Annotated in this window: 13 protein-coding genes; 1 reads left to right on the forward strand and 12 read right to left on the reverse strand. The window is 49.8% G+C overall.

Annotation, left to right across the window (positions count from 1 at the left end):
* Window positions 1–33: 33 nt before the first annotated feature.
* The 4 genes from rnr to lipB are packed head-to-tail and all read right to left on the reverse strand — an operon-like array spanning window position 34 to window position 4364.
* The gene (gene rnr, locus L0Y31_RS04970) at window positions 34–2412 is read right to left on the reverse strand and encodes a ribonuclease R (protein WP_234736030.1); all 2379 of its coding nucleotides are present in this window, start codon (window positions 2410–2412) and stop codon (window positions 34–36) included.
* A gap of 45 nt (window positions 2413–2457) precedes the next feature.
* Window positions 2458–3192, reverse strand: coding sequence for a ribonuclease H-like domain-containing protein (locus L0Y31_RS04975; RefSeq protein WP_234736031.1), 735 nt, complete (start codon window positions 3190–3192; stop codon window positions 2458–2460).
* A gap of 30 nt (window positions 3193–3222) precedes the next feature.
* Window positions 3223–3627 (reverse strand): hypothetical protein, encoded by a 405-nt coding sequence (locus L0Y31_RS04980; RefSeq protein WP_234736032.1) that lies wholly within the window; start codon window positions 3625–3627, stop codon window positions 3223–3225.
* Window positions 3627–4364: a lipoyl(octanoyl) transferase LipB gene (lipB, locus tag L0Y31_RS04985; protein WP_234736033.1), complete on the reverse strand. Its 738-nt coding sequence runs from the start codon at window positions 4362–4364 to the stop codon at window positions 3627–3629. The genes L0Y31_RS04980 and lipB overlap by 1 nt, the downstream gene beginning before the upstream one ends.
* 106 nt (window positions 4365–4470) lie before the next feature.
* Here lipB and L0Y31_RS04990 point away from each other — a divergent pair, with 106 nt between their 5' ends.
* Window positions 4471–4824 (forward strand): YraN family protein, encoded by a 354-nt coding sequence (locus tag L0Y31_RS04990; RefSeq protein ID WP_234736034.1) that lies wholly within the window; start codon window positions 4471–4473, stop codon window positions 4822–4824.
* Here the strand turns inward: L0Y31_RS04990 and L0Y31_RS04995 are convergent.
* From L0Y31_RS04995 to ilvN, 8 genes are all read right to left on the reverse strand, one after another.
* Complete coding sequence (locus L0Y31_RS04995; protein WP_234736035.1) at window positions 4821–5288, reverse strand: hypothetical protein; 468 nt, start codon at window positions 5286–5288, stop codon at window positions 4821–4823. The two genes, L0Y31_RS04990 and L0Y31_RS04995, sit on opposite strands and share 4 nt — an antisense overlap.
* A gap of 73 nt (window positions 5289–5361) precedes the next feature.
* Window positions 5362–6501 (reverse strand): 2-isopropylmalate synthase, encoded by a 1140-nt coding sequence (locus L0Y31_RS05000; RefSeq protein ID WP_234736036.1) that lies wholly within the window; start codon window positions 6499–6501, stop codon window positions 5362–5364.
* A gap of 78 nt (window positions 6502–6579) precedes the next feature.
* Window positions 6580–7650: a 3-isopropylmalate dehydrogenase gene (leuB, locus tag L0Y31_RS05005; RefSeq protein ID WP_234736037.1), complete on the reverse strand. Its 1071-nt coding sequence runs from the start codon at window positions 7648–7650 to the stop codon at window positions 6580–6582.
* 82 nt (window positions 7651–7732) lie between these two features.
* Window positions 7733–8335: a 3-isopropylmalate dehydratase small subunit gene (leuD, locus tag L0Y31_RS05010; protein WP_234736038.1), complete on the reverse strand. Its 603-nt coding sequence runs from the start codon at window positions 8333–8335 to the stop codon at window positions 7733–7735.
* An 18-nt stretch (window positions 8336–8353) separates the two neighbouring features.
* On the reverse strand, window positions 8354–9757 hold the full coding sequence (gene leuC / locus L0Y31_RS05015; RefSeq protein WP_234736039.1) for a 3-isopropylmalate dehydratase large subunit: 1404 nt from the start codon (window positions 9755–9757) through the stop codon (window positions 8354–8356).
* A 3-nt stretch (window positions 9758–9760) separates the two neighbouring features.
* Window positions 9761–11035, reverse strand: a complete 1275-nt coding sequence (gene ilvA / locus L0Y31_RS05020; protein ID WP_234736040.1) for a threonine ammonia-lyase IlvA — start codon at window positions 11033–11035, stop codon at window positions 9761–9763.
* A 142-nt stretch (window positions 11036–11177) separates the two neighbouring features.
* Window positions 11178–12221 carry a ketol-acid reductoisomerase gene (ilvC, locus tag L0Y31_RS05025; protein ID WP_234736041.1) on the reverse strand — a complete coding sequence of 348 codons (1044 nt, stop codon included), beginning with the start codon at window positions 12219–12221 and terminating at the stop codon, window positions 11178–11180.
* A 33-nt stretch (window positions 12222–12254) separates the two neighbouring features.
* Complete coding sequence (gene ilvN / locus L0Y31_RS05030) at window positions 12255–12788, reverse strand: acetolactate synthase small subunit (RefSeq protein ID WP_234736042.1); 534 nt, start codon at window positions 12786–12788, stop codon at window positions 12255–12257.
* Window positions 12789–12792: the final 4 nt, after the last annotated feature.

Below are 12792 nucleotides of genomic sequence, written 5' to 3' on the forward strand. Positions count from 1 at the left end.
ATTGTTCGGGGCGTTTTGCTTAGTTGTTTTGCTTTATCGTTTAGCCCGCTTTTTAGATGGGGCTTTCTCGCTTCCACCGCTGCGCCTGCTTCCTTTCGGCGACGCAGAACGGCTTTTCCCTGACCCCGACCGCATGTCCTGCTTGATTTCAGCCTTACGCGCCCGACGATCCTGGTTGGCTTCTTTATGGGCACCTTTGTCTTCGGCTAACCACAGGTCCAGGCTTCGACGCGCCAGATTGGCATCTTTCACCCGCACCGACACGGCATCGCCAAAGGCATATATTTTCTTGTTCCGGCGGCCAATCAGACGGTAGTTCTCTTTGTCGTATTCATAAAAATCATCGTCCAGATCCGCCATTCTGATCAACCCTTCGGCGCTGGTTTCGGTAATCTCCACAAAAAAGCCAAAATCGGTTACCCCGGTAATGATTCCCTCAAAGATGCGGCCTTTGTCCATGTTTGCCATGAACTCAACCTGCTTGTATTTGATGGAAGCCCGCTCGGCTTCGGTTGCCACCCGTTCGCGCTCCGACGAATGCTTACACATGCTTTCGTACTGATCCTGCTCTACCGACTTCCCACCGTCCAGGTAGTGTTGCAGCAGCCGGTGAGCAATCATATCCGGGTACCGTCGAATCGGTGACGTAAAGTGCGAATACCGCCGGAAAGCCAGCCCAAAGTGGCCAATATCCTCCGTGCTATAACGCGCCTTGGCCATCGTCCGAATGGCTAATTGTTGCAGTACATGCTGCTCCGGTTGCCCCTGAAGCGACTCCATGAGGGAATTATAGGAATTCGACAAATGATCTTCATCGATTTTCAGCTTATACCCCAGGCGTCCGGCAAAGGCCGAGAATGTCTTTAGTTTTTCCAGATCCGGCGATTCGTGAACGCGGTAAATCATGACATTCGGGTGCTCACTGCGGCCATGACCGTGCACAAACTCAGCCACGCGCTTGTTGGCTAGCAACATAAACTCTTCAATCAGCTTGTGTGCATCTTTCCGAACTTTAGGATATACCAGCAACGGCACTCCATTTTCATCCAGTTTGAATTTTACTTCCACGGTTTCGAAGTCAATGGCGCCCCGCCGGAAACGCTCGTCGCGTAGAGTCAGCGCCAGGCGGTTGAGCGTCTGCAACTCGTCGGCATAATCGCCCACACCCGTGTCCAGCACATCCTGCGCTTCTTCATAAGAGAATCGACGATCGGAGTAGATCACTGTTCGACCAAACCACTGATTCTGAATTTTACCTTCCGGTGTCATTTCAAACACCGCCGAGAAAGTCAGCTTTTCTTCGTGAGGGCGGAGGGAACAAAGCACGTTCGACAGCTTTTCGGGCAGCATCGGAACTACGCGATCCACCAGATAAACCGATGTGCCACGTTTGTAGGCTTCCTCTTCCAGTGCCGTACTTAGCTGGATGTAATGCGTTACGTCCGCAATGTGAACCCCAATTTCGTAGTTCCCGTTTTCCAGCGTTCGGATTGAGAGCGCATCGTCAAAATCCTTGGCGTCTTCCGGGTCAATCGTGAACGTAGTAATATTCCGAAAATCGCGGCGTTTACTGATTTCTTTTTTGGTAATCTTCGTCGAAATCTTCTTCGCCTCTTCTTCTACCGCCTCTGGAAATTGCACAGGCAAGCCAAATTCGGCCAAAATAGCGTGCATTTCCGTATTGTTCTGTCCGGCTTTCCCCAGCACAGAAATCACTTCTCCTTCGGGACGGTGGCGTCCATCCGGGTAACGCGTCAGACGAACAACAACCTTGTCATCGTTTTTTGCCTCACCCAGTTTGTCTTTAGGAACGTAAATTTCGTCATAAAGCTTTTTATTATCCGGGATGACTTGTCCATACGTTGGCTGCATTTCAATCCGTCCGACAATTTCAGAGCGGCCACGCGCCACAATATCAACGACCTTTCCTTCAATTCGCTTGCCCCGGTCCCGGTTGGACGAGTCGCTAAAACGCACAACTTTTACCCGGTCGCCATCAATAGCCCCGTTTAAATCGTCGGTGCTGACATACACATCGCTGTCGCGGTCGCCCAGGCCCAGGCTAATAAAGGCAAAGCGCGGGTTAATATGGTCAACAACGCCCTCGACGGTGCGGTCCGTTTCGTTATACTGGTAGCGACCATCTTCCAGGCGGGTAACGGTTCCTTCGTCGGTTAATTCGCCAAGAAGGCCGCTCATTATCAATTTCATCTTGCGGTCGTATACATCGAAATGCTCGAGTACATCCGCTTGTGAAAATGTATCTTCGTTATTAATCTCAAAATACGCCAACAGATCGTTTTTCAATTCGTCCAGAAATCGATTGGCCGATTGAACAGATGCCGGTGAATGATCACCGCCCTGGCGTTTTTTGTTAGGGTTTTCTCTGGGTTTATTTCGGTTATTTCTCATTGTAAATGGTGTAAATTCCTGATTTTAATGTTAAAAAAGGAATTGTTAATCAACTCGTGTAATGTTTGCCTCTTCAATCAGCGGTGCCCCTATTAGCCGAAGATAGGTCTGAACCAATGTAACTACCGATTCAAGGGCATATTTTCTTATTTTTGCCACATCTCCCTCTTCGTAATAGATTCGGCTCACCTGATCGCCCGTCAGTTCGAGTTGTTCTGTCGGAAGGTTTAATACGGCGGCCAGCACTTCCAGTGGAACATAATGCCGACTATCGCCAAAACGCCATAGCTCAAGCGTATCCAAGTGCGGGTTTTCCCACGGCTTTCGCCCCGTTAATTGCAGCGTTTTCGGCAAGGGTAAACCCTGAATCATCAGGCGGCGGCAAAAGAACGGATAGTCAAACTCGCGGCCATTGTGGGCGCAAAGACTCAGTTCATCAGCCGGATACCGCTCAATAACCTGCACAAACTGCTGCAACAGTTTCCGCTCATCTTCTTCAAATAAGGTTTTAACCTTCAGGTGCGGCACCTCGTTGTCATCCCAATACAAACCGCCGAAAGCAATGCCAAGAATGCGTCCGTACTCGGCATAATAAGAGGCCCGGTTGTCATACCATTCCTGCACCGACCAATTCTCCTCTTTGCGGAAAAGGCTGATTTTCTGGCCCCACTGGCGTTGCAAGCGCGCATCCAGTTGATTGAACTTAGCCGTTGAGGCAACCGTTTTTAAGTCCATAAACAGGACATTCTTCAACTTTCGCTTCCAGTTGTCAGCTTGCATAGGCGAGGTGGGTAGGCTAATTTTTCAGGTTTATTCGTGCAGAATCCCTTCCAATCCTAACTCGTTAATGGAAATTAGGTTTTGTTCGGTGATGCTGTCCGGCACGAAGATAAACTTTTTGTCAAATATTTGGCCGTCAATAAAATAACTCACCCAATATTCATTGTTAAGATGAAATACTTCGGGAGCGATGCTTTCAACGCCCTGATATTCACCGGGTTTTAGTTCTGTAAAATAGTGCCGCAAGGTAGACGTTTCCTGCTTGATGTCATCCTGAAACCCGTACCCTTTCGACGTAACAAATACGTTGGTAATCGTAACGGTATTCTGGTTGATCAAATACACTTTCCAATCGTATTGATTCAGTTCATTCAGTTGGCGAGCGATCACAACCCGCACGCCTTCCACCGGCAGAAATGAAATATCTTTCTTCATTATACTTCTTCTTTTAATAACTCAACTAACTCCATATCAAACAGGTTTACCAGATGTCTCCGGACGTGCTCTGCTACTTCAGCAAACGGCACGGGCCGCCCAAGTTCCTGCTGCATTGATGTAACGGCCTTGTCGGCAATTCCGCACGGAACGATGTGATTGAAGTAACTCAAATCCGTATTTACATTCAGGGCAAAGCCGTGCATGGTTACCCAACGACTGGCTTTTACGCCCAGAGCACAAATCTTACGCGGTGCCTGTTGCGTTTCATAGTCCAGCCAAACGCCCGTTAACCCGTCAATGCGACCGGCATCCAGTCCATACTCAGCCAGCGTCCGGATAATGGCTTCTTCCAGAAAACGCATGTATTTGTGAATGTCGGTGAAGAAGTTGTCCAGGTCCAGAATGGGATAGCCAACCAGCTGACCCGGTCCGTGGTAGGTAATATCTCCTCCCCGATTGATTTTATAATACGTAGCGCCAATGGCTTCCAGAAACGCATCGTTGGCCAGCAGGTTGTCAGCTTTGCCGCTTTTCCCCAGCGTATAAACGTGCGGATGTTCACAAAAAAGCAAATAATTCGGGGTTAATTGCTGCTGGTCGGTGGATAAACTCCGGTTCTGGGTCTTGCGGGAAACAATATCGGCTAAGAGTCCTTCCTGATAGTCCCAGGCCGTTTTATAGTCAATTGATCCTAAATCCTGAACGTGTACCTGTCTGTTAATTCGTTGATTCATATGGCGAACATCTATATAGAAAAACGCAAAATGCCCCCCTTTTCGTTCCTATTGGTTCTTGGCTGCGTCTAACGACTAAGTAAGCACAAAACCACCATACAACGGCATGGCACAGCACAACGAAATTGGTAAGCAGGGAGAAGAACGCGCCGCCCGTTACCTCGAGCAGAAAGGCTACCAGATTCTGGAAAGAAACTTTCGTCATCAGCAATCGGAAATTGATTTGATTGCCAGGAAAGACAAAACAATGCTTTTTGTAGAAGTAAAAACCCGTAGCAATCTATCCTTTGGCAACCCGGAGGAGTTTGTATCCTACACCAAAGTACGCCTGATCAAACGCGCTGCGGAGCATTACATTTATGCTAAAGACTGGCACCACGACATTCGCTTTGATATCGTTGCCGTGACCCTTGCCAACGAGCAGATTCAGGTAAAGCACATTGAAGACGCCTTTTACTAAACCTCTACTATCGGTTGTAGGGAAAAGGATGGCAATTTAACGTTGGCAAGAAACGCTTCTTCCAACAGCATTGCCCATTCGTTTAGATACAAAACCACATCATCGCGTCGATTATGCTTCAAGAAGCGGTTTTCCGAGGGCAGGCGGCGCAGAATCTGCGGGTCCGACAGCTTTTCTAAATTCTTCAGATCCGTGGTGGTCAGGCCAGCCGCCAGCATTTCGCTAATGAGCAGATCAATGGGCATGTGGCTGGTGGGGCAATAGTCTGCTACCTGGTCATTCCAATCGCCGTAGCGCTCCATGGCGTACGCATGAATCTGGTCTTTGGTCAGTTTCGTGATTTCCTGAGCAAGGTTGCCGCAGTTGCAGCCGCCCATGTGTCCCCACATATACGGAGCACCATCACTGAGTTTGCGGGCCGTGCGGCGAAGGGCATCAATGAGTTCGGGGGTTGGTCGTGCCATTGCAGGTTGCATTTAGTTCTACGTCAAGATAACAAAAAAAGCCGGACTTTTATCCGGCTTCTCGTTGATTGAATTAGCGAACCAACTCCATCAAATCTTTATCATTTACCTCTTTCCGAATATCGGCCATGTCGAGGAAGCGGCTGTAGATCGTATCCAGGGCCGGTTTGTCGTACCGATAACCCAGCAATTCCAGGCGGTGCTTCAGCGCGTGGCGACCACTGCGGGCTGTCAGCACAATCAGTGATTTATCGACGCCTACGTCCTGCGGATTGATAATTTCGTAGTTTTCCGAATGCTTCAGGAAACCATCCTGGTGAATGCCAGACGAGTGCGCGAAGGCATTACGGCCAACAATGGCTTTGTTCGCCTGTACGGGCATGTGCATCATTTCGGAGACAAGCTGGCTAACCGGGAACAACCGCTTCGGGTCCACGTTGGTATACAAACCCAAATCTTTGTGCACCTGCAACGCCATGACAATTTCCTCCAAAGATGTATTTCCGGCCCGTTCGCCAATGCCGTTGATCGTCACCTCGACCTGACGCGCTCCGTTGAGCACGCCCGACAAGGTGTTGGCCGTGGCCAGACCCAGGTCGTTGTGGCAGTGAATCGAAATAATGGCTTTGTCTACGTTCGGAACGTGGTCGTAAATGTATTTGATTTTGTCGCCGTACTGCTGCGGTAAGCAATAACCGGTTGTGTCAGGAATATTGACCACGGTTGCTCCCGCCGCAATGACCGATTCAACCAGCCGAGCTAGAAATTCGAGATCCGCGCGTCCGGCATCTTCGGCGTAAAATTCGACATCATCAATCAGATTCCGGGCGTATTTTGTGGCGGCAACGGCCTGCTCCAGAATCTTTTCCCGGGAACTATTAAACTTGTTCCGAATGTGAATATCAGACGACCCAATTCCGGTATGAATCCGACCACGCTTGGCTTCTTTCAGCGCTTGAGCAGCGGCATCAATATCTCCCTGAACAGCCCGCGAAAGTGCACAAACGGTTGGCTCGGTCACGGCACGTGAAATCTCCACAACCGACCGGAAGTCGCCCGGGCTCGAAACCGGAAAGCCAGCTTCGATAATATCAACTCCTAGCCGTTCCAGTTCTTTGGCCACTACGACCTTTTCTTCGGTGGTCAGCTGGCACCCCGGCACTTGTTCGCCGTCGCGCAAGGTGGTGTCGAAAATATAAATTCGCTGGCTCATGGTACTGAAATTTTAAGTAATAGTTTGTCTGCGTGCGTATAATTTATGTTGTGCTGTAGCGGGTATACCACTTTTGATTTATAACAATTCCAACAGCTTTTGTCCCATGGTTTCTGTACCCAGAATCAGGTCTGCTGGTGTATTGGCGTTGGCAATATCCCGAGTTCGGTAACCGGCTTTTAAGACGGCATCAACAGCGTTTACAACCGCTTCGGCTTCTTCTTTGAGGCCAAACGAAATGTCCAGCATCAAGGCTACTGAAAGCACGGAAGCCAATGGATTAGCAACACCTTTACCGGTAATATCGTGCGCAGAACCGTGAATTGGCTCATAAAGGCCGGTCGTATCACCAACGGAAGCCGAGGCCAGCATACCCATTGAACCCGCAATCTGCGACGCTTCGTCGGTCAGAATATCGCCGAACAGGTTGCCCGTCAGCACCACATCGAACCGACGCGGATCTTTGATGAGTAACATGGCAGCGGCATCGATAAACTGGTGTTCCACTTCGACTTCTGGATACCGCTTGGCTACTTCCTGCACCACTTCCCGCCACAAGCGCGACGATTCCAGCACGTTGGCTTTATCCACCGAACAAAGTTTTTTCCGACGTGTCATGGCCGCCTCAAACGCTTTAACCGCAATACGCTCAATTTCGTAACGGCTATAAATCATCAGATCATAAGCCGTATCGCCTTCGTCTTTGCGGCCTTTTTCGCCAAAATACACGTCGCCGGTCAGTTCGCGGAAAAACAGAATATCAGCGCCCTGCAAAAATTCCGGTTTGATGCTCGATGCCTGTAGCAGTTCATCGAATAGCTTGATCGGGCGTAGATTGGCGTAGAGTCCCAATGCCTTCCGAATGCCCAACAACCCTTGCTCAGGACGAACTTTGGCCGTCGGATCGTTATCGTATTTTGGATGGCCTACCGCACCAAACAGGATAGCGTCCGATTGTTTCGATTTCGTAATGGTCTCCTCTGGAATTGGGTTGCCCGTTGCTTCAATAGCCGCGTGCCCAATCAGGGCTTCATCGTACGTAAACTCATGGCCAAATTTCTCGGCAATTTTATCCAATACCTGTTTTCCAACAGTAGTTACTTCCTGACCTATACCGTCTCCGGCAATGACGACAATGTGTTTTTTCATCCCTCTTCAATGAGCGAATGAATGAACGAGTGAATGAGCGAATGGGTACAAACCTTACTTATTCGCTCATTCGCTCTTTCGCTCATTCAAAATTTGTATGCGCTAAATCGTATTGTTTAATTTCTTCGTTCAAGCTCAACAGGTAATCGATGTCATCGTAGCCGTTCATCAGGCACGCTTTTTTATAGGCGTTGATGGCAAATGATTCTTTCACACCGTTTTCCAGAACGATTTCCTGATTTTCCAGATCAACCGTAATCTGGGTGTGCGGATTTGCTTCAATGGCCTTGAATACTTCCGCCAGAAATGCGTCTGATACCTGAGCCGGCAAAACAAACGTGTTTAGGGCGTTATTTTTAAAAATATCCGCAAAGAAGCTCGAAATCACGACCCGGAAGCCGTAATCGTGGATGGCCCAGGCGGCGTGTTCCCGGCTGGAACCCATGCCAAAGTTTTTGCCAGCCACCAGAATTTGCGCACCCGCGTAGGTTGGATTGTTAAGTACAAAATCTGCTTTTGGCGTATTGTCTGCGTTGTACCGCCAATCCCGGAACAGGTTGTCTCCAAATCCCTCGCGCGTGGTTGCTTTCAGGAAACGGGCGGGGATAATCTGGTCTGTATCAATATTTTCGATCGGCAAGGGAGTTGCCGATGCCACTAATTTATGTAAGGTCTCGTTTGCCATTGTCCAGTTCTTCAGTCATTACACCAACTCCCGTACATCCATTACTTTGCCCGTCACAGCGGCGGCGGCAGCCGTAATCGGACTAGCCAGAAACGTGCGTGCACCCGGTCCTTGCCGCCCTTCAAAATTACGGTTGGATGTTGAAATGCAGTATTTACCCGCCGGAACTTTGTCTTCGTTCATTCCCAGACAGGCCGAGCAACCCGGCTCACGGAGTTCAAAACCCGCTTCGAGGAAAACCTGATCCAGCCCTTCAGCTTTGGCCTGGTTGGAAACCTGCACCGATCCCGGCACAACCCAAACCTCGACGCCTTCGGCCTTTTTCTTGCCTTTCACAAACTCGGCTACCGTGCGCAGGTCTTCGATACGGGCGTTGGTACAAGAGCCAATGAAAACGTAATCAACGGGTTTGTCCAGCAGTTCGGCTCCCGGCTCTAAGCCCATATAAGCCAAAGACTTCGTGTAGGAAGCCAGCTCGCTTTCTGGAATTTCGTTCAGATTCGGAACGTGGTCGTTGATTTTGATGCCCATCCCCGGATTAGTTCCGTAGGTAATCATAGGCCCAATATCTTCTGCCTGGTAATTCAATTCAACGTCAAATTCCGCACCCTCGTCCGTTTTCAGGGTTTGCCAGTGAGCCACGGCTTCGTCGAACGCTTCGCCTTGCGGAGCAAACCGACGGCCCCGGATGTATTCAAACGTGGTTTCATCGGGAGCGATCAGACCGCCACGCGCACCCATTTCGATGCTCATGTTGCAGATGGTCATCCGCGCTTCCATCGACAGGCCCCGTATGGTATCGCCCGCGTACTCAACGAAATAGCCCGTTGCGCCGCTGGCCGAAATTTTCGAGATGATGTATAGAATAATGTCTTTTGAGGTAACCCCATTGGCCAACTGGCCATTGACGTTGATGCGCATCCGCTTCGGCTTGTACTGCAAAATGCACTGCGTAGCCAGTACCTGCTCCACTTCGCTGGTTCCAATGCCAAAGGCCACGTTTCCGAAAGCGCCGTGCGTGCTGGTGTGGCTGTCGCCGCACACGATGGTCATTCCCGGCAGAGTTAGCCCTAGTTCTGGTCCGATGATGTGGACAATTCCCTGGAAGGGATGTCCTAGATCGTATAATTCAACGCCAAACTCCGCGCAGTTTTTCCGCAACGTCTCAACCTGGTGCCGCGACAATGCTTCTTTGATGGGCAGGTGCTGGTCTTTCGTTGGAACGTTGTGGTCGGCGGTGGCCGTGGTGCGCTTCGTATTAAATACGCCAATACCTCGTTTGCGCAACCCATCAAAAGCTTGCGGGCTCGTCACTTCGTGAATGAAATGACGGTCGATGAATACGGCGTCCGGACCACCTTCCATCGCCTTGACGACGTGGGCATCCCAGATTTTATCGAAGAGTGTTGTAGGAGTTGACATAACTTAAATCAAAAATTCAAACAAGTCCGGCTTGTCATTCAGGTATTCGAAGTGGATTTTGGCATCCCGCATGCGTTGCAGTAGAGGCTCAAAATCGCTTTTGTGTTTGAGTTCAACGCCAATGAGCGCGGGACCGCGTTCACGATTGGTTTTTTTGGAATACTCAAACAGGGTAATGTCGTCGTTTGGTCCAAGCACATCACTCAAAAACTCCCGCATGGCGCCCGCGCGCTGCACGAAGCGAATGATGAAGTAGTGCTTTAGTCCTTCGTAGAGCAACGAGCGCTCTTTAATTTCTTCAGTTCGGGTAATGTCGTTGTTTCCGCCGCTCACCAGGCAGACCACATTTTTCCCTTTAATTTCATCTTTCAGAAAGTCCAGCGCGGCAATGGTTAACGCCCCCGCCGGCTCGGCTACAATCGCTTCTTCGTTGTACAAGCGCAGGATGGTGGTGCAGACTTTTCCTTCCGGTATTAACAAAATGCGGTCGAGGTTTTTGCGGCACACCTCAAAGGTCATGGTGCCTACACGCTTAACCGCCGCTCCATCAACAAACTTATCAATTTCATCCAGCGTAACTACATGACCGGCTTCCATGGCCATCTGCATGGACGGCGAGCCCAAAGGCTCCACACCGATCAGCTTTGTTCGGGGACTCAATTGCTGAAAAACGGTTGACACACCCGCTGCCAGACCGCCACCACCAATGGCCATCAGCAGGTAATCAATTTTAAAATCGGCATCCCGAAAAATTTCCAGCCCCACCGTTCCTTGTCCTTCCATGACCTGTACGTCATCGAATGGGTGGACAAACGTGCTATCGTGCGTTTCCACGTAGTCAATTGCGGTGTGGTAGGCATCGTCGTAGGTATCTCCCGTCAGCACAACCTCCACGAACTCCTTTCCGAACAGTTTTACCTGCTTCACTTTCTGGTTAGGCGTCGTGGTTGGCATAAAGATAATTCCTTTGACAGCCATCTTGCGGCAAGCGTAGGCCACGCCCTGAGCATGGTTACCGGCACTGGCGCATACAACTCCTTTAGATAGTGCCTCAGCGGGCAGACTGGCCATTTTGTTGTAAGCTCCCCGAATCTTATACGATCGTACGACCTGCAAATCTTCCCTTTTCAGAAAAATGGTAGCCCCGTAGCGCTCCGACAAACTCAAATTCTCCTGGAGGGGTGTGTGCGCAGCCACATTTCGCAGGCGCTCGGCAGCTAAGTAGATGTTGTCTACTTCCGGAAACACCATTGCCTTCTCTTCAACCACGTTGCTCATGCTGGTTTTACTTTTCGTTCGTCTGGCTGCTGAAACGCTTGTCTTGTAAAATTACATTTTTTTCAGCGTTGACGGTAGTACTAGCAGGAAAGGATTGTGGAAAGCTTTTATTTTCTTCCGCCTCCTTTCCTGCTTTATAAATCTAGTTACGTTCCGGACGCAAGCTGCGAACGGCCTTACCAGCCTGCCACATTTCTGAGTCGCGGAGCTCTTTCAATTCTTCTTCCAGCTTCTCGCGGTAGTCAGACTGTGAGTTACGCGTGATTGAGATGTTCGCCTGCTCACCGGCTTTAACTGAATTGTACAGTTGCTCAAAAACAGGCTTGGTAGCATCGCGGAAAGGCTTCCACCAGTCAAGGGCACCGCGCTGGGCCGTTGTTGAACAGTTGGCATACATCCAGTCCATTCCGTTTTCGGCTACGAGTGGCATCAGCGATTGCGTCAGTTCTTCAACCGTTTCGTTGAATGCTTCCGAAGGCGAGTGGCCGTTTGAGCGCAATACTTCGTACTGAGCAGCAAAGATTCCCTGAATGGCTCCCATCAGCGTACCACGCTCGCCCGTTAAGTCGGACGTAACTTCGCGGTAGAAGTCGGTTTCAAACAAGTAACCAGAACCCACACCAATACCCATGGCGATGCATTTTTCGCGGGCTTGACCCGACGCATCCTGATAGATGGCAAAGCTGGAGTTCAGTCCTTTACCTTCAACAAACATCCGACGCAACGACGTTCCAGAACCTTTTGGAGCAACCAGGAATACGTCTACTTCAGCCGGAGGAATAATGCCTGTCTGATCTTTGTAAGTCACGCCGAAACCGTGCGAGAAGTACAGGGATTTTCCCGTTGTCAGGTATTTTTTCACGGTTGGCCACAATTCAATCTGGGCTGCATCCGAGAGCAGGAAGCATATGATGGTGCCTTTTTCCAGCGCTTCTTCAATTTCAAACAAGGTTTCGCCTGGCACCCAGCCGTCCGCAACTGCCTTGTCGTACGTTTTGCCTTTCCGCTGTCCAACGATTACATTGAACCCGTTGTCGCGCATGTTCAGCGACTGACCTGGGCCTTGTACACCGTAGCCAATAACAGCGATAGTTTCATTGCTGAGTACTTCTCTGGCTTTCTCAAGAGGAAATTCTTCGCGGGTTACAACGCTTTCTTCTGTGCCGCCGAAGTTGATTTTTGCCATTGTTCAGATGGATTTATAGAGGTAAAAAACTAATTACAGGTAATATTCCCACTCGACATCGGGCAGGTATTCAACCAGCCCTTTTTCTGTTTTTCCGACCGCAATACGGCCCGAACGTACAAATTCAATAATGCCATGCGGCTTGATGTAGTTGAAAAACTCGAAAATCTGCTTTTCAGAACCGGTTTTCTCAATCACTACATAATCCAGTTGCCAGTTGACAACCCAGGCGTTAAAGTGCTTATTGATGTACTCAATATCCAGCGGTGTGGCACCCAGGGGCGTAGCAATCTTAAAGAGGGCAATCTCATTCGAGACGATATCCTCATCCAGGTAGCCAAATACGGCCATTACCTCAACGATCTTACGAATCTGCCGAACCAACTTCTCGACGTGATCGCGCGACTCGTGTTTGATAACGATGGTAAACCGTGAAACGCCCTTCCGCTCCGTCTCCGATACGGTCAGGCTTTCGATATTGATCCGCCGTCGGGTAAAGATGATCGTAATCCGGTTGAGCAGCCCGATCGTGTTTTCCGTGAATATGCAGATGGTGTAGGTATTCATGGTA

The organism is Tellurirhabdus bombi (genome assembly GCF_021484805.1).
Taxonomy (GTDB): Bacteria; Bacteroidota; Bacteroidia; order Cytophagales; family Spirosomataceae; genus Tellurirhabdus; species Tellurirhabdus bombi.

Coding starts and splice junctions, on each gene's coding strand:
- L0Y31_RS04980 (WP_234736032.1), bottom strand. CDS start 3,627: ATGAAGAAAGATATTTCATTTCTGCCGGTGGAAGGCGTGCGGGTTGTG.
- ilvC (WP_234736041.1), bottom strand. CDS start 12,221: ATGGCAAAAATCAACTTCGGCGGCACAGAAGAAAGCGTTGTAACCCGC.
- rnr (WP_234736030.1), bottom strand. CDS start 2,412: ATGAGAAATAACCGAAATAAACCCAGAGAAAACCCTAACAAAAAACGC.
- leuB (WP_234736037.1), bottom strand. CDS start 7,650: ATGAAAAAACACATTGTCGTCATTGCCGGAGACGGTATAGGTCAGGAA.
- ilvA (WP_234736040.1), bottom strand. CDS start 11,035: ATGAGCAACGTGGTTGAAGAGAAGGCAATGGTGTTTCCGGAAGTAGAC.
- leuC (WP_234736039.1), bottom strand. CDS start 9,757: ATGTCAACTCCTACAACACTCTTCGATAAAATCTGGGATGCCCACGTC.
- L0Y31_RS04990 (WP_234736034.1), top strand. CDS start 4,471: ATGGCACAGCACAACGAAATTGGTAAGCAGGGAGAAGAACGCGCCGCC.
- lipB (WP_234736033.1), bottom strand. CDS start 4,364: ATGAATCAACGAATTAACAGACAGGTACACGTTCAGGATTTAGGATCA.
- L0Y31_RS04975 (WP_234736031.1), bottom strand. CDS start 3,192: ATGCAAGCTGACAACTGGAAGCGAAAGTTGAAGAATGTCCTGTTTATG.
- L0Y31_RS04995 (WP_234736035.1), bottom strand. CDS start 5,288: ATGGCACGACCAACCCCCGAACTCATTGATGCCCTTCGCCGCACGGCC.
- L0Y31_RS05000 (WP_234736036.1), bottom strand. CDS start 6,501: ATGAGCCAGCGAATTTATATTTTCGACACCACCTTGCGCGACGGCGAA.
- ilvN (WP_234736042.1), bottom strand. CDS start 12,788: ATGAATACCTACACCATCTGCATATTCACGGAAAACACGATCGGGCTG.
- leuD (WP_234736038.1), bottom strand. CDS start 8,335: ATGGCAAACGAGACCTTACATAAATTAGTGGCATCGGCAACTCCCTTG.